The organism is Gillisella taibaishanensis (assembly GCF_001938985.1).
Classification (GTDB): domain Bacteria; phylum Pseudomonadota; class Alphaproteobacteria; order Rhizobiales; family Rhizobiaceae; genus Allorhizobium; species Allorhizobium taibaishanense.
This window is the reverse complement of the sequence record NZ_MKIN01000022.1, coordinates 113,188-131,533: the sequence shown is the minus strand read 5'-3', so window position 1 is coordinate 131,533 and position 18,346 is coordinate 113,188. Positions and strand designations below refer to the sequence as shown.

Annotated in this window: 19 protein-coding genes; 13 read left to right on the top strand and 6 right to left on the bottom strand. The window is 59.3% G+C overall.

Features of this window, described 5'->3' with window-relative positions; translation table 11 throughout:
- Positions 1-184 precede the first annotated feature (184 nt).
- From rpsB to lpxB, 13 genes are all read left to right on the top strand, one after another.
- Entirely contained in the window at positions 185-952 is a 768-nt protein-coding gene (gene rpsB / locus BJF91_RS11840; protein ID WP_075614733.1) for a 30S ribosomal protein S2, read from the top strand.
- A 316-nt stretch (positions 953-1,268) separates the two neighbouring features.
- On the top strand, positions 1,269-2,195 hold the full coding sequence (gene tsf, locus BJF91_RS11835; RefSeq protein ID WP_075614732.1) for a translation elongation factor Ts: 927 nt from the start codon (positions 1,269-1,271) through the stop codon (positions 2,193-2,195).
- A gap of 230 nt (positions 2,196-2,425) precedes the next feature.
- The gene (gene pyrH, locus BJF91_RS11830; RefSeq protein ID WP_075614731.1) at positions 2,426-3,148 is read left to right on the top strand and encodes a UMP kinase; all 723 of its coding nucleotides are present in this window, start codon (positions 2,426-2,428) and stop codon (positions 3,146-3,148) included.
- Positions 3,149-3,235: 87 nt separating this feature from the next.
- A complete protein-coding gene (frr, locus tag BJF91_RS11825; RefSeq protein WP_075614730.1) occupies positions 3,236-3,796 on the top strand; it encodes a ribosome recycling factor in 561 nt (186 codons plus the stop codon).
- A 197-nt stretch (positions 3,797-3,993) separates the two neighbouring features.
- On the top strand, positions 3,994-4,737 hold the full coding sequence (locus BJF91_RS11820) for an isoprenyl transferase (protein WP_075614729.1): 744 nt from the start codon (positions 3,994-3,996) through the stop codon (positions 4,735-4,737).
- Positions 4,738-4,742: 5 nt separating this feature from the next.
- Entirely contained in the window at positions 4,743-5,585 is an 843-nt protein-coding gene (locus tag BJF91_RS11815) for a phosphatidate cytidylyltransferase (RefSeq protein WP_075614728.1), read from the top strand.
- Positions 5,586-5,695: 110 nt separating this feature from the next.
- On the top strand, positions 5,696-6,817 hold the full coding sequence (gene rseP / locus BJF91_RS11810; RefSeq protein WP_075614727.1) for an RIP metalloprotease RseP: 1,122 nt from the start codon (positions 5,696-5,698) through the stop codon (positions 6,815-6,817).
- A 195-nt stretch (positions 6,818-7,012) separates the two neighbouring features.
- Positions 7,013-9,349: an outer membrane protein assembly factor BamA gene (bamA, locus tag BJF91_RS11805; RefSeq protein WP_075614726.1), complete on the top strand. Its 2,337-nt coding sequence runs from the start codon at positions 7,013-7,015 to the stop codon at positions 9,347-9,349.
- Between the two features lie 51 nt (positions 9,350-9,400).
- Positions 9,401-10,465 carry a UDP-3-O-(3-hydroxymyristoyl)glucosamine N-acyltransferase gene (gene lpxD, locus BJF91_RS11800; RefSeq protein ID WP_075614725.1) on the top strand — a complete coding sequence of 355 codons (1,065 nt, stop codon included), beginning with the start codon at positions 9,401-9,403 and terminating at the stop codon, positions 10,463-10,465.
- Positions 10,462-10,926: a 3-hydroxyacyl-ACP dehydratase FabZ gene (gene fabZ, locus BJF91_RS11795; RefSeq protein ID WP_075614724.1), complete on the top strand. Its 465-nt coding sequence runs from the start codon at positions 10,462-10,464 to the stop codon at positions 10,924-10,926. The genes lpxD and fabZ overlap by 4 nt, the downstream gene beginning before the upstream one ends.
- Positions 10,923-11,738: an acyl-ACP--UDP-N-acetylglucosamine O-acyltransferase gene (gene lpxA / locus BJF91_RS11790; protein ID WP_075614723.1), complete on the top strand. Its 816-nt coding sequence runs from the start codon at positions 10,923-10,925 to the stop codon at positions 11,736-11,738. The genes fabZ and lpxA overlap by 4 nt, the downstream gene beginning before the upstream one ends.
- Before the next feature lie 14 nt (positions 11,739-11,752).
- Positions 11,753-12,616 (top strand): LpxI family protein, encoded by an 864-nt coding sequence (locus BJF91_RS11785; protein ID WP_139310671.1) that lies wholly within the window; start codon positions 11,753-11,755, stop codon positions 12,614-12,616.
- A gap of 121 nt (positions 12,617-12,737) precedes the next feature.
- Entirely contained in the window at positions 12,738-13,913 is a 1,176-nt protein-coding gene (lpxB, locus tag BJF91_RS11780; RefSeq protein WP_075614722.1) for a lipid-A-disaccharide synthase, read from the top strand.
- A 115-nt stretch (positions 13,914-14,028) separates the two neighbouring features.
- On the opposite strand, the gene fghA is transcribed toward lpxB, so the two are convergent.
- The 6 genes from fghA to BJF91_RS11750 form a co-directional block, all read right to left on the bottom strand.
- On the bottom strand, positions 14,029-14,862 hold the full coding sequence (gene fghA, locus BJF91_RS11775) for an S-formylglutathione hydrolase (RefSeq protein ID WP_075614721.1): 834 nt from the start codon (positions 14,860-14,862) through the stop codon (positions 14,029-14,031).
- A 15-nt stretch (positions 14,863-14,877) separates the two neighbouring features.
- Positions 14,878-15,555, bottom strand: a complete 678-nt coding sequence (locus BJF91_RS11770; RefSeq protein ID WP_075614720.1) for a DUF1345 domain-containing protein — start codon at positions 15,553-15,555, stop codon at positions 14,878-14,880.
- Positions 15,552-16,004, bottom strand: a complete 453-nt coding sequence (locus tag BJF91_RS11765; RefSeq protein WP_075614719.1) for a YaiI/YqxD family protein — start codon at positions 16,002-16,004, stop codon at positions 15,552-15,554. The genes BJF91_RS11770 and BJF91_RS11765 overlap by 4 nt, the downstream gene beginning before the upstream one ends.
- Positions 16,004-16,483 (bottom strand): GNAT family N-acetyltransferase, encoded by a 480-nt coding sequence (locus tag BJF91_RS11760; protein WP_075614718.1) that lies wholly within the window; start codon positions 16,481-16,483, stop codon positions 16,004-16,006. The genes BJF91_RS11765 and BJF91_RS11760 overlap by 1 nt, the downstream gene beginning before the upstream one ends.
- Positions 16,483-17,610 (bottom strand): S-(hydroxymethyl)glutathione dehydrogenase/class III alcohol dehydrogenase, encoded by a 1,128-nt coding sequence (locus tag BJF91_RS11755; protein ID WP_075614717.1) that lies wholly within the window; start codon positions 17,608-17,610, stop codon positions 16,483-16,485. Before BJF91_RS11755 ends, BJF91_RS11760 begins: the two co-directional genes overlap by 1 nt.
- Before the next feature lie 298 nt (positions 17,611-17,908).
- A complete protein-coding gene (locus tag BJF91_RS11750) occupies positions 17,909-18,340 on the bottom strand; it encodes a hypothetical protein (RefSeq protein ID WP_075614716.1) in 432 nt (143 codons plus the stop codon).
- Between the last annotated feature and the right edge of the window lie 6 nt (positions 18,341-18,346).

Sequence of the window (18,346 nt, the reverse complement as noted above, 5' to 3'; positions counted from 1 at the left end):
AGCGCATTTGCGCTTTTTATGACAGCGAGCCTTGCCTTAACGCCGAATTCGGTCTAAGGCGACCCGCATTCCACACGTGAAGCTTGGGATTGGCCGGGAGACATCCGGTCCGTTCCGCCCGGTGGTGTTTCTTCGGAAACGCTGTTCGCTTCACGGGGGTTAAACCGGAAAAGGAGAAAAAGGCATGGCATTGCCTGATTTTAGCATGCGTCAGCTTCTGGAAGCTGGCGTTCACTTCGGCCACCAGACTCACCGCTGGAACCCGAAGATGAAGCCGTACATCTTCGGCGATCGTAACAACATCCACATCATCGACCTGGCTCAGACCGTTCCTATGCTGTCGCGCGCCCTGCAGGTCGTGTCCGACACCGTTGCTCGTGGCGGCCGCGTTCTGTTCGTCGGCACCAAGCGTCAGGCTTCTGACCTGATCGCCGATGCTGCCAAGCGTTCGGCTCAGTACTACGTCAACTCCCGCTGGCTCGGCGGCATGATGACCAACTGGAAGACCATTTCCAATTCGATCCAGCGTCTGCGCAAGCTCGACGAGATCCTGAATTCGGAAGCTCAGGGCTTCACCAAGAAGGAGCGCCTGAACCTCGAGCGCGAACGCGAGAAGCTTGAAAAGGCTCTCGGCGGTATCCGCGACATGGGCGGCACCCCTGACCTGATGGTGATCGTTGACACCAACAAGGAAAAGATCGCTATCGATGAAGCCAAGCGTCTGGGCATCCCGGTCGTCGCCATCATCGACTCGAACTGCGATCCTGATCTGATCGACTATCCGATCCCAGGCAACGACGACGCTTCGCGCGCCATCGCTCTCTACTGCGATCTGATCTCGCGCGCTGCCATCGACGGTATCGCTCGCCAGCAGGGTTCGTCGGGCCGTGATATCGGCGCCATGGCCGAAGCTCCGATCGAGCCGGCTCTGGAAGGCTCCGCCGAAGCTTGATGCTGCGGTGAGGGAAGGCGGGTCCGCCCGCCTTCGACAAGAATTCAATGGGCCGCCCGTCAGCATTTGCTGTGCGGCGGCCCGCTGCTTATACCGGTCCGAGATACGGCCCGCGTCGCCTGACGCCGTATAGGCGAGGTCGGCGGGACACGATTAGAGCCGGCTGCGGGACCTTCCAGCCGCGTGTTGGGGCCGCCTGTGATGAGCACATTTCATCACGCTGTAACATTTCCGGGTACAAGTCGTGCCCAATCCGGGCGCCGGTTGCAGGTCGATCCACTCCTGCCCCGCCCCTGACCAGACAAAGAGGCAAACAATGACCGAGATCACTGCTGCAATGGTGAAGGAACTGCGCGAAAAGACCGGCGCAGGCATGATGGATTGCAAGAAGGCGCTTGCTGAGAACGGCGGCGACATGGAAGCATCGATCGACTGGCTGCGTGCCAAGGGCATTGCCAAGGCCGACAAGAAGTCCGGCCGCACCGCAGCCGAAGGCCTGATCGGCGTTGCCAGCGCCGGCCATAAAGCCGTTGTGGTCGAAGTGAACTCCGAGACCGACTTCGTCGCCCGTAATGATTCCTTCCAGGATATCGTTCGCGGCGTTGCTGCCGTTGCCCTGACCACCGATGGCACTGTTGACGCCATTGCTGCCGCGACCTACCCCGCAACCGGCAAGTCGGTCAGCGACACCATCAAGGATGCTATTGCAACCATCGGCGAAAACATGGCGTTGCGCCGCGCCGCTCTGCTCGAAGTTGAGCACGGCGTTGTCGCCACCTACATCCATAACGCTGCTGGCGACGGCATCGGCAAGCTCGGCGTGCTGGTTGCTCTGAAGTCTGTTGGTGACAAGCAGGTTCTGACGTCCATCGGCCGCCAGGTTGCCATGCACATCGCCGCTACCAACCCGCTCGCTATCCGCGCTGAAGAAGTTGACCAGGCTGTTGCCGAGCGCGAACGCGCTATCTTCATCGAACAGGCGCGCGAATCCGGAAAGCCAGAAGCTATCATCGAAAAGATGGTTGAAGGCCGCATGCGCAAGTTCTTCGAAGAAGTTGCTCTTCTGTCGCAGGCTTTCGTTGTCAACCCCGACCTGACGGTTGGCGCTGCCATCAAGGAAGCTGAAAAGGAAGCCGGTGCTGCCATCGAAGTTGTGGGCATGGCACGTCTTCTGCTCGGCGAAGGCGTCGAGAAGGAAGAAAGCGATTTCGCGGCAGAAGTTGCTGCTGTCGCCAAGGGCTGATCGGCCTTAACCTAAAAACATTCCAATCTTGGGAAACACCATCTTGGAAAACCAAAGGGCATCGCGTGACAACGCGGTGCCCTTCGTGTATCCGGCATTGCTGGCGCCCGCGCACTTCCCGTGACTGCGGCTCATCGTGCGATCGCATTTCAACGTTGCCGTCTCTGCCGGCTTCCACGGCTTTAATCCGGGAAGAGGCGTGACGCCGCAAGGTCCATCCAGGAGAGACCATGACCTCCAAGCCCATCTATCAACGAGTTCTTCTCAAAGCTTCCGGCGAAGCCCTGATGGGCAGCCAGGGCTTCGGCATCGACGTCACTGTGGCCGACCGCATTGCCGGTGACATCGCGGAAGCCCGCGCCATGGGCGTTGAGGTCGGCGTCGTGGTCGGCGGCGGCAATATTTTCCGCGGCGTCGCCGTGGCTTCAAAGGGCGGTGACCGGGTGACCGGCGACCACATGGGCATGCTGGGCACCGTCATCAACGCGCTGGCGCTGGCTACCTCACTGCGCAAGCTGGACATCGACACGGTTGTGCTGTCGGCCATCGCCATGCCTGAGATCTGCGAGAGCTTTTCGCAGCGCGTCGCCGTGCATCACCTGTCCCAGGGCCGGGTGGTGATCTTTGCCGGCGGCACCGGCAACCCGTTCTTTACCACCGATTCTGCCGCAGCCTTGCGCGCGGCGGAAATGGGCGCCCAGGCGATCTTCAAGGGAACCCAGGTGGACGGCATCTATTCCGCCGACCCCAAGAAGGACCCGACAGCGACCCGCTTCGACCGCATTTCCCATGCCGAAGTGCTGGAAAAAGGCCTGGCCGTGATGGATGTCACCGCTGTTGCCCTGGCGCGCGAAAACAGCATTCCGATCATCGTGTTCTCCATCCACGAAAAGGGCGGCTTCGGCGCCATTCTCCAGGGCGGCGGCGTCAAAACCGTCGTCAGCGACGATTGACGCAAACAATAGACGGGGTGGACCGATTGACAGACGCCCCGTTTCACGTTTTCAAGGCGGCACTCAAGAATTGTCGGAGACTGTAAGATGACTGCAGGTATTGATCTCAACGATATCAAGCGCCGCATGGATGGCGCCATCAACGCTTTCAAAAGCGACATTGCTTCGCTGCGCACAGGCCGCGCTTCGGCCAATATTCTCGATCCCGTCATGGTCGAAGCCTACGGTTCACGCGTGGCGCTGAACACGGTTGCCAACATCACCGTGCCCGAACCACGCATGCTCGGCGTATCCATCTGGGACAAGAGCATGGTCGGCGCTGTCGACCGGGCTATCCGCGAATCCAATCTGGGCCTCAACCCGATCGTCGATGGCCAGAACCTGCGCATTCCGCTGCCGGAACTCAACGAAGAGCGCCGCAAATCGCTCGTCAAGGTTGCTCACGGCTATGCGGAAAACTCGAAAGTGGCGATCCGTCACGTTCGTCGCGATGGCATGGACAGCCTGAAGAAGGCGGAAAAGGACGGCGAAATAGGCAAGGACGATGCGCGCAGTCTGTCGGAAAAGCTGCAAAAGATGACCGATGACACGATTTCGGATGTCGACCGCTTGCTTGCGGAAAAGGAAAAGGAAATCATGCAGGTCTAAACTGCAGTGTTTGCCTTGTGTGACAGTCCGTTCCATAATCGCTGCTGACCGTCTGCAAATGGCAATTTCCGTGCTTACCTTGGCTTACACACCTTTTGTGCGCTTCGGTTCTCGAAATCACCATTTTCGCCAGGCCAGCCATATTCTTGAACAGACTGTCAGCTCGCCTTGTCTGCGACGCCAATGCAGGACCCGATATGACGAATTTGGATCTCTCCACCATCCCTGAACACGTTGCCATCATTATGGATGGCAACGGTCGCTGGGCCAATCAGCGCGGCATGCCGCGCGCCTACGGCCACCGGCAGGGGATGGAATCGCTGCACGCCGTGGTGCGGGCGGCCGGCGATCTCGGCATTCGCTATCTGACCCTGTTTGCGTTTTCCTCGGAAAACTGGCGCCGGCCAGAAACCGAAATCAGCGGCCTTTTCGGGTTGTTGAAAACCTTCGTGCAACGCGATCTCGCCGAGCTTCGCTCCCGCAATGTGCGGGTGCGGGTGATTGGCGAACGCGGGAATCTGAAGAACGATATCCTCAAGCTTTTGATCGAAGCAGAGGAAGGTACCGCCACCAATACGGGCATGACGTTGGTCATCGCCTTCAATTACGGTGCGCGTGACGAGATGACCCGGGCAGTGTCGGCTTTGATGCGCGATGTTCAGGCCGGTCTGTTGCCGATGAGCGCAATTACTCCCGAAGCGATCTCAGCACGGCTGGATACAGCCGGCATGCCCGATCCCGATTTGATTATCCGCACCAGCGGAGAAGAGCGGCTGTCGAATTTCCTGCTGTGGCAGGCTGCCTATTCCGAACTGGTCTTCGTGCCGGAATATTGGCCTGATTTCGGCCGGGAAAACTTCTTGGCAGCCCTGGAGCGCTATGCGACGCGCAACAGGCGTTTTGGCGGGCTTGCGCCTGCGGCTGCCGTTGTCGGGTCTTGATCTCCATGACTCGTGAACTCAGGCTGCGTATTCTCTCCTCCATCGTCATGCTTGCCGTGGTCCTGGCCACGACCTGGGTCGGCGGACTGGCATTTCAGGCGCTTGCTGCCGTGATCGGTCTTGCGGTGTTCTGGGAATGGTCGACCATGACTCGGCTCTCCGAGGTCAGCATGCGGGGCCTGGCGCTTGGCTGGCTGTCGGTGGTCGTGGTTGCGGTCAACGCTGTTATTGGCGATCCCGCGCTCAGTCTGCCGCTGCTTTGCGGTTTCACTCTGACCATTATGCTGATGACGCTGCTGCGCCGTTGGCGCTGGTGGCTGGCCGGCGGCGTTTTCTACGCCGGTGCAAGCATCGTTACCTTGGCTGCAATCCGCGATGACGACGCCATTGGCTTTGTTGCGATGCTGTTTGTGTTCGTTACGGTTTGGAGCACCGACATCTTCGCCTATTTCGTCGGGCGCACGCTTGGCGGGCCGAAGCTGGCCCCGCGCATATCGCCGGGCAAGACATGGTCAGGTGCCATCGGCGGGACGATTGCGGCCGTGATCGGTGGCTACGCGGTGACCGCCTCCTATTTTTCGGTTTCCGGCTGGTGGATCCCTGTTCTCGCGCTCGTGCTGTCGATCTGCAGCCAGATGGGCGACCTGTTCGAATCCTTCATCAAACGTCGGTTTGGCGCCAAGGATTCGAGCCAGCTTATTCCCGGGCATGGTGGCGTCATGGACCGCGTCGATGGATTGGCGACCGCAAGCTTCGCGGCATTTATGATCGCTATGACGGTAGCTGCGGTCAATAACGGCGTGACCGACTCGGTCGGTGGTTTACTGTTCGATTTTGCCGGCCGGTGACCGGATGGCAGCGGCCATGCGGCGCCGCTGACAAGCGCGCTTTACGCAGGTGTCATTCTGGCCCATATGTAGGGCTGACCCGGGTAGGGTGTGTGTGAGGAGGATGTAAGATGGCGATAATCGGATTTCTGACGGGGTATATCGTGCCCTTCGTCCTCGTCCTGTCGCTGATCGTCTTCGTCCACGAGATGGGCCACTATTTGGTCGGACGTTGGTCCGGCATCAGGGTTCTCGCCTTCTCGCTTGGCTTTGGCCCGGAATTGATCGGCTATAACGACCGTCATGGCACACGTTGGAAGCTGAGCGCCATTCCGCTCGGCGGCTATGTCCGCTTCTTCGGCGATGCCGATGCTTCCAGCAAGACCGATGCTGCCGAGTTCGAGGCTCTTAGCCCCGAAGACCAGGCCCGCACCCTGAACGGAGCCAAACTCTGGAAGCGGGCAGCGACGGTTGCCGCCGGTCCAATTGCAAATTTCCTGCTCGCAATTTTAATTTTTACGGTAACCTTCAGCCTCTACGGTAAGCCGGTTTCCGATCCTGTCGTGGCCGAGGTGAAGCCGGCCAGTGCCGCCGCAGAAGCCGGTGTGCAGCCAGGAGACGTTTTGGTGGCGCTCGATGGCACTGCGGTCAAGACCTTCGATGACGTGGTGCGTTATGTCAGCGTGCGGCCCGAGGTGCCTGTTGTCGTCACCGTCAAGCGAGCTGACGCACAGCTGGACCTGAAGATGACGCCGCGGCGCACGGAAACAGCCGATCGTTTCGGCAACAAGATGGAAGTCGGCCAGATCGGAATCATGACGACGGCGGCCAGCGGCAATTTTCGTGTGGAAAAACTTGGTGTTGCCGATTCGCTGCAGGCTGGCGTCCAGCAAACCTGGAACATCGTCACCAGCACGTATGACTATCTTACCAACCTGTTTGCCGGCCGGATGAGCGCTGATCAGTTGGGTGGACCGATCCGCGTGGCGCAGGCTTCGGGCCAGGTTGCGACGCTTGGTGTTGTCGCCTTGCTGCAGTTGGCGGCCGTTCTGTCGGTTTCCATTGGGTTACTGAACCTTATGCCGGTTCCGGTGCTTGATGGCGGCCATTTAATCCTCTATGCGCTAGAGGCAATACGCGGAAAGCCCGTCAGCACCGGCGCGCAGGAGATCGCGTTCAAGGTGGGGATGGTCATGATCCTGTCGTTGATGGTGTTCGCTACGTGGAACGATATCAGCCGGTTGATTGGCTAGGGGTGTTTTGGCATCGTTGATAAGGATTTGTTTACGATGTTTCAATTTGGGAGTGGCGAATACGCCACGTGTGCAAACGAAGTAAATGGAAATTAACTGCTGGCCTTGCTTGTAGAGCAAAAGCGGTTAAAACGACCATCGGACCGGAGTCGGTTTTAAGACCGAGGGACAACGGAAAAAAGGTTAGAAGTTCACATGAAGGCTGGTTCAAGATTTTTGAACGCGGTATCAGCGGTCGCGCTGTCTGCTGGTGTAGTTTCGGTAAGTGCGGGCCTCGCAGTTGTGGCTTCTGCCTCTGTCGCCAATGCGGCCGTGATCCAGCGGATCGACGTTCGCGGTGCAACGCGGGTTGGAACGGAGGCGGTTCGCTCCAATCTGACGATTCAGCCTGGCAAGACCTTCTCAAATTCCGACGTCGACGACTCGGTCAAGCGCCTCTATGCGACCGGCTATTTCTCGGACGTGAAGATCTCGGTTGCCGGCAGCGCGCTGGTGGTTACGGTCAACGAAAACAAGTTGGTCAACCAGGTCGTGTTCAACGGCAATCGCAAGATCAAGGACGACAAGCTCCAGACCGTCGTGCAGACGCAGCCGCTCGGTCCCTATAGCGAAGAGCTGATCAAGGCCGACATCGCCCGCATCAAGCAGGCTTATGCCGCCATTGGTCGCGCTGACGTCGAAGTCACCACGCAGACCGCGCCGGTTGGCAATGGCCGTGTCAACTTGGCATTCGTCGTCAACGAAGGTGACCGCACCAAGATCGGTTCGATCAACTTCACGGGCAATCATGCCTATGGCGACAGCCGCCTGGCTGCTGTCATCAGCACCAAGAAGTCCAATCCGCTGTCCTTCCTGACCCGTAAGGATGTCTACAATGAGGACAAGCTGAAGGCGGACGAAGAAGCTCTGCGTCAGTTCTATTACAATCACGGTTATGCCGATTTCCGTGTGATTTCTTCGGATGCGTCGCTCAACGAACAGACGAACGAATATACGATCAACATCACCGTCGACGAAGGCCAGCGCTACAAATTCGCTGACATCAATGTCGAAAGCTCTGTCGAAGGCGTCGATGCCAACGAGCTCAAGGGTCTGGTAACGACCTCGCAGGGTGGCGTCTACAGCGCCCGCGAAATCCAGAAGTCGATGGAAGCGATCCAGCAGCGCGTGTCTGCCAAGGGCTATCCGTTTGCCCGCGTCGTTCCGCGCGGCAACCGCGACATGGGCAATGGCACGATCGGCGTGACCTATATGGTTGACCAGGGCGAGCGCGCCTATGTCGAGCGGATCGAAGTGAAGGGCAATACCCGGACCCGCGATTACGTTATCCGTCGCGAATTCGACATCAGCGAAGGCGATGCATTCAATCAGGAAGTCATCACCCGCGCCAAGCGTCGGTTGGAAGCGCTGGGTTATTTCAGCTCGGTCAACATCACGACGGCTCAGGGCAGTGCACCTGACCGCGTGATCATCGTTGTCAATGTCGAAGACCAGTCGACTGGCTCCTTCGGTATCGGTGCTGGCTATTCGGTCGGCGGCGACGGCCTGATCCTGGAAGCGTCGGTGGAAGAAAAGAACTTCCTCGGCCGTGGTCAGTACATCCGCATCGCTGCGGGTGCCGGCACGGACGATAGCCAGACCTACAACCTGTCCTTCACCGAGCCCTATTTCCTCGGTTACCGGTTGGCTGTCGGCTTCGACCTGTTCAAGAGCAGCACGAGCAGCAACGACTACTACGACTACGACGAACAGGGCGGTACTCTGCGCGTGACCGCGCCGATCACCGAAAGCCTGGCGACGACGTTCCGCTACACCTACAAGCAGATCAAGTATAAGGGCGTCGACGATTGGACGACCGAGCTTTCCGCTCCGTACCAGAACCTGATCAACGGTAGCCCGTGGACCGTGTCATCGGTTTCTCAAACCCTGACCTACAACACGCTTGACGACCGTAACCTGCCGCATGAAGGTATTTACGCGACGTTTACGCATGAGTTTGCCGGTCTTGGTGGTGATTCCGAATTCTACAAGGTGTCGGGCAAGGCGAAGATCTTCAAGAGCCTCTCGGACGAGCAGGATATTATCGGATCGCTGTCTGTCGGCGCCGGTCACGTCATGTCGACGGGTGATCACCTGAACGTCTTCGATCAGTTCCAGATCGGTGGTAAGGAAATCCGTGGCTTCGAGAACAACGGTATTGGTGTTCGCATGCCGAACAACAACGACGATGCGCTCGGCGGCACGACCTACTTCACGGCTTCGGCTGAAGCCAGCATGCCAATTCCGGGCGTGCCGCAGGATGCGGGCTTCCGTATCGCGGTGTTCTCTGATGCCGGTACGCTTTACGGCAATGACGTGAAGAACAGTGGCGGCGCCCAGGGTGTCGATATGGCTTGGCGCGCATCCGTCGGCGCTGGTATCATCTGGGCATCGCCCTTTGGTCCGCTGCGCTTCGATTACGCACAGCCTATCCTCAAGGAAGACTACGACAAGGTGCAGCAGTTCCGATTCTCCATTGCGAACCAGTTCTGATTTCTATAGTCGGAACCTCAGACAAATTAACTCGTCTGGGACATTGGTGTGATGGAGCATGAAGATTTTTATCCGCCCCACGCGGGCGTCAGTTTGAAAGAACTGGCGGTCCGTCTTGGGGCGGAACTGTTACAGGAGGAGGCGGGCGACCGCGTCATCCGTTCGGTTGCGCCGGTGTATCGGGCAAAGGCGACAGATATCTGCTATATCCTGTCGCGACGCAGCAAAGCCGAGCTTGAAACCTGCGAGGCGGGAGCTATCCTCTGCGATGAGGCGATCCGCTCCCTCATCCCCGACAACATTCCCGTGCTGCTGATCAAGAACCCGCATGCCGCGTTCGCGCTGGCCGGGCAATGGCTGCATCCGGAAGGTGAGCGCCCCTTGCCGGTGGCGCGCGATGGAGCTGCGGAGATTTCTCCTGCGGCTTTCGTCGATCCTAGCGCTCGTCTTGAGGCCGGTGTCGTTGTCGAGCCTATGGCGGTCGTTGGTGCGGATGTCGAGATCGGCGCAGGCAGCCATATTGGTGCAGGTGCGGTGATTGGGCGCGGCGTCAAGATCGGTCGGGACTGCTCGATTGCCGCTGGCTCTAGTGTTATCGCCAGCTATATCGGCAACGGCGTGATCATCCATAACGGGGCGCGGATTGGCCAGGACGGCTTCGGCTATGCGCCAAGCTCGCGTGGCATGGTGAAGATCGTTCAGGTCGGGCGCGTGATCATTCAGGATAATGTCGAGATCGGCGCTAATACGACAATCGATCGCGGCACCATGGACGATACAGTCATTGGTGAAGGCACGAAGATCGACAATCAGGTGCAGATTGCTCACAACGTGCGCATCGGTCGCCATTGCGGCATCGTTGCACAAGTCGGCATTGCCGGCAGCACGGTTATTGGCGATGGCGTATTGATTGGCGGTGGGTCTGGCGTGAACGGCCATATCAAGATAGGTGACGGTGTTCAGATCGCGGCGATGAGCGGCGTGATCGGGGATCTTCCCGCCGGAGAAAAATTCGGTGGCATTCCCGCACGCCCACTTGGCGATTTCCTCAGGGATTGCGCTCAAGTCATGGGCCGGTCTGAAGGCAGGTCGAAGGTCGGAAAGGGGCAAAAATGACCGTTGAGCAGAAAGAGTTGGGACGCGCGGATATTCTGGAGATCATGAAGCTCCTGCCGCATCGCTATCCCTTCCTGCTGGTAGATCGCATCATCGATATCGATGGCGACAACTCCGCAATCGGCATCAAGAATGTCACGGCAAACGAGCCGCAGTTCACCGGGCATTTCCCGGAGCAGCCGATCATGCCTGGCGTATTGCTCATTGAAGGCATGGCGCAGACGGCCGGCGCCATTTGCGCGCGCAAGGCTGGTACGGGTGGCGATCTGGTCTATTTCATGACAATCGACAATGCCCGGTTCCGTAAGCCGGTCGTGCCCGGTGATCGTGTCGAGTTTCATGTCACGAAGCAGAAGCAGCGCGGCAATGTCTGGAAGTTCCATTGCGATGCCAAGGTAGATGGCGCACTGGCGGCGGAAGCCGATATCGGTGCGATGATCATACATAAGGAAGCCCAATGACCGCTATTCCGGCCAGCGCCCGCATTCACCCCTCCGCCGTCATCGAAGATGGCGCGGTGATCGGTGAAAACGTCAGCATCGGACCCTTCTGCCATATTGGGCCGAAGGTGGTTCTGGGTGAGGGCGCAGAGCTGCTGTCCCATGTGGTCGTGACCGGCAAGACGGTGATTGGCAAGAACAGCCGGATGTTTCCAAATGCCGTGATCGGCGGAGAGCCGCAAAGCATCCACCACAATGGCGAGGAAACGACGCTGACCATTGGCGACAATTGCACGATGCGCGAAGGCGTGACGATCAATTGCGGCACGGTGGAAGGCGGCGGGCATACGGTAGTGGGTGACAATAACCTGTTCCTGGCCAACTCGCATGTGGCCCATGATTGCCAGCTCGGCAGCAACATTATCCTGTCGAACAATGTGATGCTGGCTGGCCATGTCAAGATCGAGGACCGGGCGATTCTCGGCGGCGGGTCTGCGGTTCATCAGTTCACCCGTATTGGCCGCCAGGCTTTCATCGGTGGGCTATCAGCCTGCAGCTATGACGTCATTCCCTATGGCATGCTGAACGGCAATCCCGGCCTGCTGGGCGGCCTCAACGTCGTCGGCATGACCCGCGCCGGCGTCGATCGCGCCACCATTCACCGGGTGCGCAAGGCCTATAAGGCGCTGTTCGACGAAGAAGGTGCGATCCGCGAAAAGGCCGCTGCGATCCGCGACGAATTTGCCGATTGCCCGCAGGCGATGGAGATCCTCGATTTCATCGCAGCTGAAAGCGATCGGGCGCTGTCTTCGCCGTTCCGCGGCAAGAGCTGAACGATGGCCGCGCGATGATGACCCAGGACGGGCGTCTTGCCGTCATCGCCGGCAGCGGAATGCTGCCGGTTTATGTCGCGGAGGCAGCCCGTGCCGCCGGTGAGAATCCCTTCATCCTGCCCTTGAAGAACGAAGCCGACCAGCGCTGGGACGGCTTCGATACCGCGGTGATCGGGGTCGGCGACATGTCTGGGCTTTCCGCCTTGATCCGCCGACATGGTATCAAACGCGTGGTTATGTCAGGCGGCGTCAAGAAGAGGCCGAATTTCAATGAGATACATGTCAATCTTCGCTTTTTGATGAAGCTTCCCTTTGCTGTCAGGACGCTCCTGTCGGGGGGCGATGATGCCGTTCTGAAGATGGTCATCCAACTGATCGAATCGCAAGGATGCCGCGTCGTCGGCGCCCATGAAATTGCACCGCAGTTGCTGGCCGAGATCGGGCCGCAGGGGACAGCACGGCCAAATGATGACGACCAGCGCGACATTGCCGCGGCGATGAAAGCCGCCGATGCTTTGGGCCGGCTGGATGTCGGGCAGGGCGCTGTGAGTGTCGGCGGACGTATCGTAGCGCTGGAAGGTGTTGAAGGCACCGATCGCATGCTGCAACGGGTCGCCGAACTTCGCGCCGAAGGCCGAATTTCATCCCGCCGGCGTGGTGTTTTGGTCAAACTCTGCAAGCCGCAGCAGGATATCCGCGCCGACCTGCCAACCATCGGCCAGTCGACGGTCGAGCATGCGGCGCGTGCTGGCCTGGCGGGCATCGCCGTCGAGGCCGGCCGAGCGCTGCTATTGCAGCGGCAGGAAACGCTTGCTATGGCCGATGCAGCTGGTGTGTTCGTCTCTGGCATCGAATTGCAGCACGATAGCACACTCTGATTGAGAGCATCGGACCGAAAAACGGGAACCGGTTTTCAGGTAAATCCGATGCAAAAACAAAAAGCTGAAGCATCCTGCCGATTCGGCGCGATGCTGTAGCCCGGGCCGGGAGACACAGACCGTGGTCGATAAACCCCTCAAGATCGCTGTTATCGCCGGCGAGGTCTCCGGCGACCTGCTTGGAGCCGATCTGATCGCTGCACTGAAGCGGCAATATGGCGGCGAGGTCCTGTTGACCGGTGTCGGCGGGCCGGCGCTGGAGGCGCAGGGGCTGACCTCGCTGTTTGATTTTTCCGAGCTGTCGGTGATGGGCATAACGCAAGTCCTGGCCAGGCTGCCGCGTTTTCTGTCGCTGATCGGCAAGACGGCGAAGGCTATCATTGCCGATAAGCCGGACCTGCTGCTCATCGTCGACAGTCCCGATTTCACCCATCGGGTGGCGAAGAAGGTGAGGGCGGTTCATCCCGACCTTCCCGTCGTTAATTACGTCTGCCCGAGCGTCTGGGCCTGGAAGGAATACCGGGCCAAGGCCATGTTGCCCTATGTCGATGCCGTGCTTGCGGTACTGCCCTTCGAGCCCGCCGTCATGCAGCGGCTGGGTGGTCCGAAGACCCATTTCGTCGGCCACCGGCTGGTGACTGATCCGTCTGTGCTTGCCTGCCGGGCTGAGCGCCTGTTGAAGCCACTGCCGGCGCCGTCAGAGCCGAAAACGATCATGTTGCTGCCGGGGTCACGCGGCGCCGAGATTTCGTCGCTGACGCCTATCTTTCGTGATGCCGCCCGTGACTTCGTCGAGCGCAACGGACCCACTCGGTTCGTGTTGCCGACGGTTCCGCGCCGGGAGGCTATGGTGCGCCAGGCGGTCGCCGATTGGGAGGAAAAGCCGGAGGTCGTTGTCGGCGAAGAGGCCAAGTGGCGCGCCTTTGCCGAGGCGGATGCTGCCATTGCCGCGTCGGGCACCGTGCTTTTGGAATTGAGTCTCGCCGGCGTGCCCGTTGTCTCCACCTACAAGACCGATTGGCTGATCAAGCTTTTCAACAGCCTTATCAAGACCTGGACCGGCGCTTTGCCCAGCATCATCGCCGATTATGTCGTCGTGCCGGAATACCTGAACGAGCAATTGCGCGGCGCCTCCCTGGCGCGCTGGATGGAGCGTCTGTCGCAGCAAACGCCGGAGCGTCAGGCCATGCTTGAGGGCTATGACCTCATCTGGCGCAAGATGCAGACCCAGATCCCCGCCGGCGAGGCGGGGGCGGCAATCGTGCTCGATCTGTTGCGTAGCCGAAAGGCGATTTGACCTTCTGTTTGCGCAGTGGCGCATTTCCGGCAAAAGCGCGGTAGCGCCTTTCCGCGGAACACGGAAGGGCTCTAGTGAATGCTAACCCGTTCCCACGTTTGCCTGAGGGTCCCGATCAACCGAGCCGCTCGGCATGCCAGCGCAGATGGTCGTCCATGAAGCTTGAGATGAAATAATAGGAATGGTCGTAGCGCTCGTGCAGGCGCAGCGTCAGGCCGATCTCGGTATCCTTCACGGCCTCTTCCAGCAGCCAGGGCTGTAGGCCCTTCTCAAGGAAGCTGTCGGCCTTGCCTTGGTCGACCAGGAACTCGGGAAAGCGCGCGCCGTCCTCGATCAGGGCACAGGCGTCGTATTGCCGCCATGTCGTGCGGTCGGATCCGAGATATTTCTCGAATGCGTCCTGCGTCCAGTCAGCCTGCAGGGGGCTGACGATCGGTGCAAAAGCCGAGCAGCTCTTGAAGCGGTCAGGGTTCTTCAGGGCGATGGTCAGGGCGCCGTGGCCGCCCATGGAATGGCCGAAAACACCCTGGCGGGCCATGTCGGCGCGGAACTGGCTGGCGATCAGGGCCGGCAGTTCCTCGGTGATATAGCTATACATCTGGAAGTGTTCGCTCCAGGGCATCTCGGTGGCATTGAGATACATGCCCGCGCCCTTGCCCATCTTCCAGTTGGTCAGTTCGTCGGGCACGTCATTGCCGCGCGGGCTGGTGTCGGGGCAGACGATGATCAGGCCAAGTTCGGCTGCGAGACGGCGGTATTCGCCCTTTTCCATCACATTGGCATGGGTGCAGGTCAGGCCTGAGAGAAACCAGAGCACAGGCCGCTTTTCGGCGATTGCCTGCGGCGGCACGAAGACTGCAAAGGTCATCTCGCATTTCGTGGTCTCGGACATGTGCGAAAACACGCCCTGCATGCCGCCGAAAGCGGTGTTTTGCGACAGGATATTCATGAGGAAAGCTCCAATTCAGCCGGCAAGCGCCACGGCGGCATTGACCGCTGCGGCAACCAAGATGGTGTTGAAGAAGAAAGAGGTGATGGCGTGGAGAATGTTGACGCAGCGCATTGGTGTCGAGGTGATCGCCACGTCTGAGGTCTGTGCTGTCATGCCGATCACGAGTGAAAAATATAGAAATTCGTAGGCGCCGGGTTCGTCCGTCTGAGGAAAATCCAAGCCCCGGTGCGGCTCGGTATTACCGCCGGCCGGCAGATGTTGCCAGAACCGATGGGCGTAATGCATGGCGAACATCACGTGAATGGTAAACCAGCCACCAATGACCGAGGCAAAGGCCAGGCCGACTTCTACTACGCTTTCCGACCCGCTGCCGCGGTTCAGCGCGTTAAACAGTGCCGCGACGGCGGCGGCAACGGCGATAAGGCTGACCATGGGAATGGCGATGGTCGGTGCGTCGTCACGCTGCGGGCTGGTCTTCAGCCGTTCAGCGGTTATGCCGGGGATGCGCCGTGCCATGGCTCCAAGATAGAAGACGAAGAAGATGATTGCCGACAGTTCGATGGCGAGCTGCGGTTTCAACACCAGGAAGACTGGATGCGAGCACAACGCCAGGAGACCACCTCGGTAGAAGGCGCTATGGCGATGGCGGCGCAGCAGATAAAGGAATGGCTTCTTCTTCTTGGTGGTCATGGTTTGCCCAATGATTTCGCTCTGCGGCACAGCCGGTCGAGAGTTTCCAGGAATTGCGAGCGGTCACGCGGGCTGAAGGCGCGGTTATAGCCCTTGCTTTCGCCGGTTTCGCGCAGATGGGCACCAAGATCGCGCATGGCGGTGACCATGCCGATATTGGTTTCGTCAAAAGGCCGGCCGGTCGGTCCGGTTACCAGCGCGCCGGCAGCCACGCAACGACCGGCGAGCGGGATGTCGGCCGTGACGACAATGTCGCCAGCGCTGGCCCGCTCGGCGATCCAGTCATCGGCGGCGTCGAAGCCGTTTGAGACGATCACGTTTATCACCATCGGATCGCGAGAGGGGCGCAGGCCGGAATTGGCAACGAAGGTCACCGGCAGATCATGGCGTTCGGCGACCTTGAGAATTTCCGGTTTCACCGGGCAGGCGTCGGCATCGACATAGATCATCACAGGCCGTCCTTTGCGCCGGAGACAGGGCGCAGCATGTCGACATGCGCAATGCCATCTTCAAGGTAGACTGCGGAAACAGGCTGGAAGCCGAAGGATTCGTAAAAATGCTGCAGATGGCGCTGCGCGGAAAGGCCGATCTGGATTTCAGGAAACTGCCGTTCGCAGACGGCGATTGCCTCCCGCATCAGGGCCTCGCCGAGGCGTTTGCCCCGGTGATCCGGCGAGACGACCACCCGGCCGATCTTCACGGTGGCCGAGGCCTTGCCAGGCGGTAGAATCCGGGCAGCGGCGACAGGCATGTCACCTTCCATCAACCGCACATGCACGGCGTCGAGATCCTTGCCGTCCAGTTCAGGATAGGCGCATTGCTGCTCGACGACGAAAACGTCGACCCGCATTTTCAGCAATGCGTAGAGGTCATGTGCGGACAGTGTTTCCATTGTCCGCACGTCGACCCGATATGGCAGATCTGCCATCAATAAATCACCACGCCGCGGATGCTTTCGCCCTTGTGCATGAGGTCGAAGCCCTTGTTGATGTCCTCGAGCGGCATGGTGTGGGTGATCATCGGATCGATCTGGATCTTGCCCTCCATGTACCAATCAACGATCTTCGGCACGTCGGTGCGGCCGCGCGCGCCGCCGAAGGCAGTGCCCATCCAGTTGCGGCCGGTGACCAGCTGGAAGGGGCGAGTGGAAATTTCCTGTCCAGCACCGGCAACGCCGATGATGACGGACTTGCCCCAGCCGCGATGCGAGCATTCCAGCGCCTGGCGCATGACCTTGGTATTGCCGGTGCAGTCGAAGGTGTAATCGGCGCCGCCAATCAGGTCGCCATGACGCTTGGTCATGTTGACGAGATAGGGCACGATGTCGTCACCGACCTCTTTCGGGTTGACGAAATGGGTCATGCCGAATTTCTCGCCCCAGGCCTTTCGGTCGGGATTGATGTCGACGCCGATGATCATGTCGGCGCCAGCCAGGCGCAGGCCCTGCAGCACGTTCAAGCCGATGCCGCCGAGACCGAAGACGATGGCGGTCGAGCCGATCTCGACCTTCGCCGTGTTGATGACTGCGCCAATGCCCGTCGTGACGCCGCAGCCGATATAGCAGACCTTGTCGAAGGGGGCGTCGGGATTGATCTTGGCCAGCGCAATTTCCGGCAGGACGGTGAAATTGGCGAAGGTCGAGCAGCCCATGTAATGGTGGATCTTGTCCTTGCCGATCGAGAAGCGCGAGGTGCCGTCAGGCATCACGCCCTGGCCCTGGGTGGTGCGGATCGAGGTGCAGAGATTGGTTTTGCGCGAAGTGCAGGAATAGCATTCGCGGCATTCCGGCGTGTAGAGCGGGATGACGTGATCGCCCTTTTTCAGCGATGTTACGCCCGGGCCGACATCCACGACGATGCCCGCACCCTCATGGCCGAGAATGGCGGGGAAGAGGCCTTCCGGATCGGCACCCGACAAGGTGAAATCGTCGGTGTGGCAAATGCCTGTTGCCTTGACCTCGACAAGGACCTCGCCAGCCTTCGGGCCTTCGAGCTGCACGGTCATGATTTCAAGCGGCTTGCCTGCCTGAGTGGCAACGGCGGCGCGAACATCCATCGAGAATCTCCCTGATTTTCCTAAGGTCTTCGTCTTTAAAGCATTATGCAGAGGACAGTCATCGGCACAGTGCTGTCATTTCTGTCTTTTTCGAACAGTGCTCCATAGCATTGAGGCGAGGCTATGGAAATTCCGTTCGGTTGAGGATCTTGCGAAACTGAGGTGTGCTGGATCATGAAAGCGACAGCAATGGCCCTCGTGAGGAGGAGTTTTGCATGCCGATGCCGCCGATCTCAAGTTGGCAGAAGCGATCCTGATGTTTGTAGGAAAAATGCGGCTGAAATGGCCAGCCGTTGCCCTAAGCGAGGGCTAAGGATTTCTGTTGCCACTCTTCTGTAACGGAAGATGTCTTTGGGGTGGCTGCGCCTTTGCCGCGCAGAAGTGTAATTTTGGCGATTATCTGCTGTAGGAGCCAGCGCTCGATCGGCGAGTTGGCCTGACCGTCAGTGGTGAAGGTGCTGATCAACCAGCGCAGCTTCAGGGTATCTATCCGATTTTCCGGCGGACACTTCGCAACAATGAAGGTGGTGATGGCGTCGACGAAATAACTCTGCCATTCCGGGCATTTCTCTGGACAGCAGCCATTGAGAACCAGGAGGATCATCGCCTCTTCATGGGTCGAGACACCTTGCGGCAGGCTATAAGTCTTGAGAAGGACCACGTCATGAGGGTCCAGTCTTCGCTTTCCGGCAATCACGCTTGCCGGAAACGACAGGCGAAATTCCCGCATCGTCGA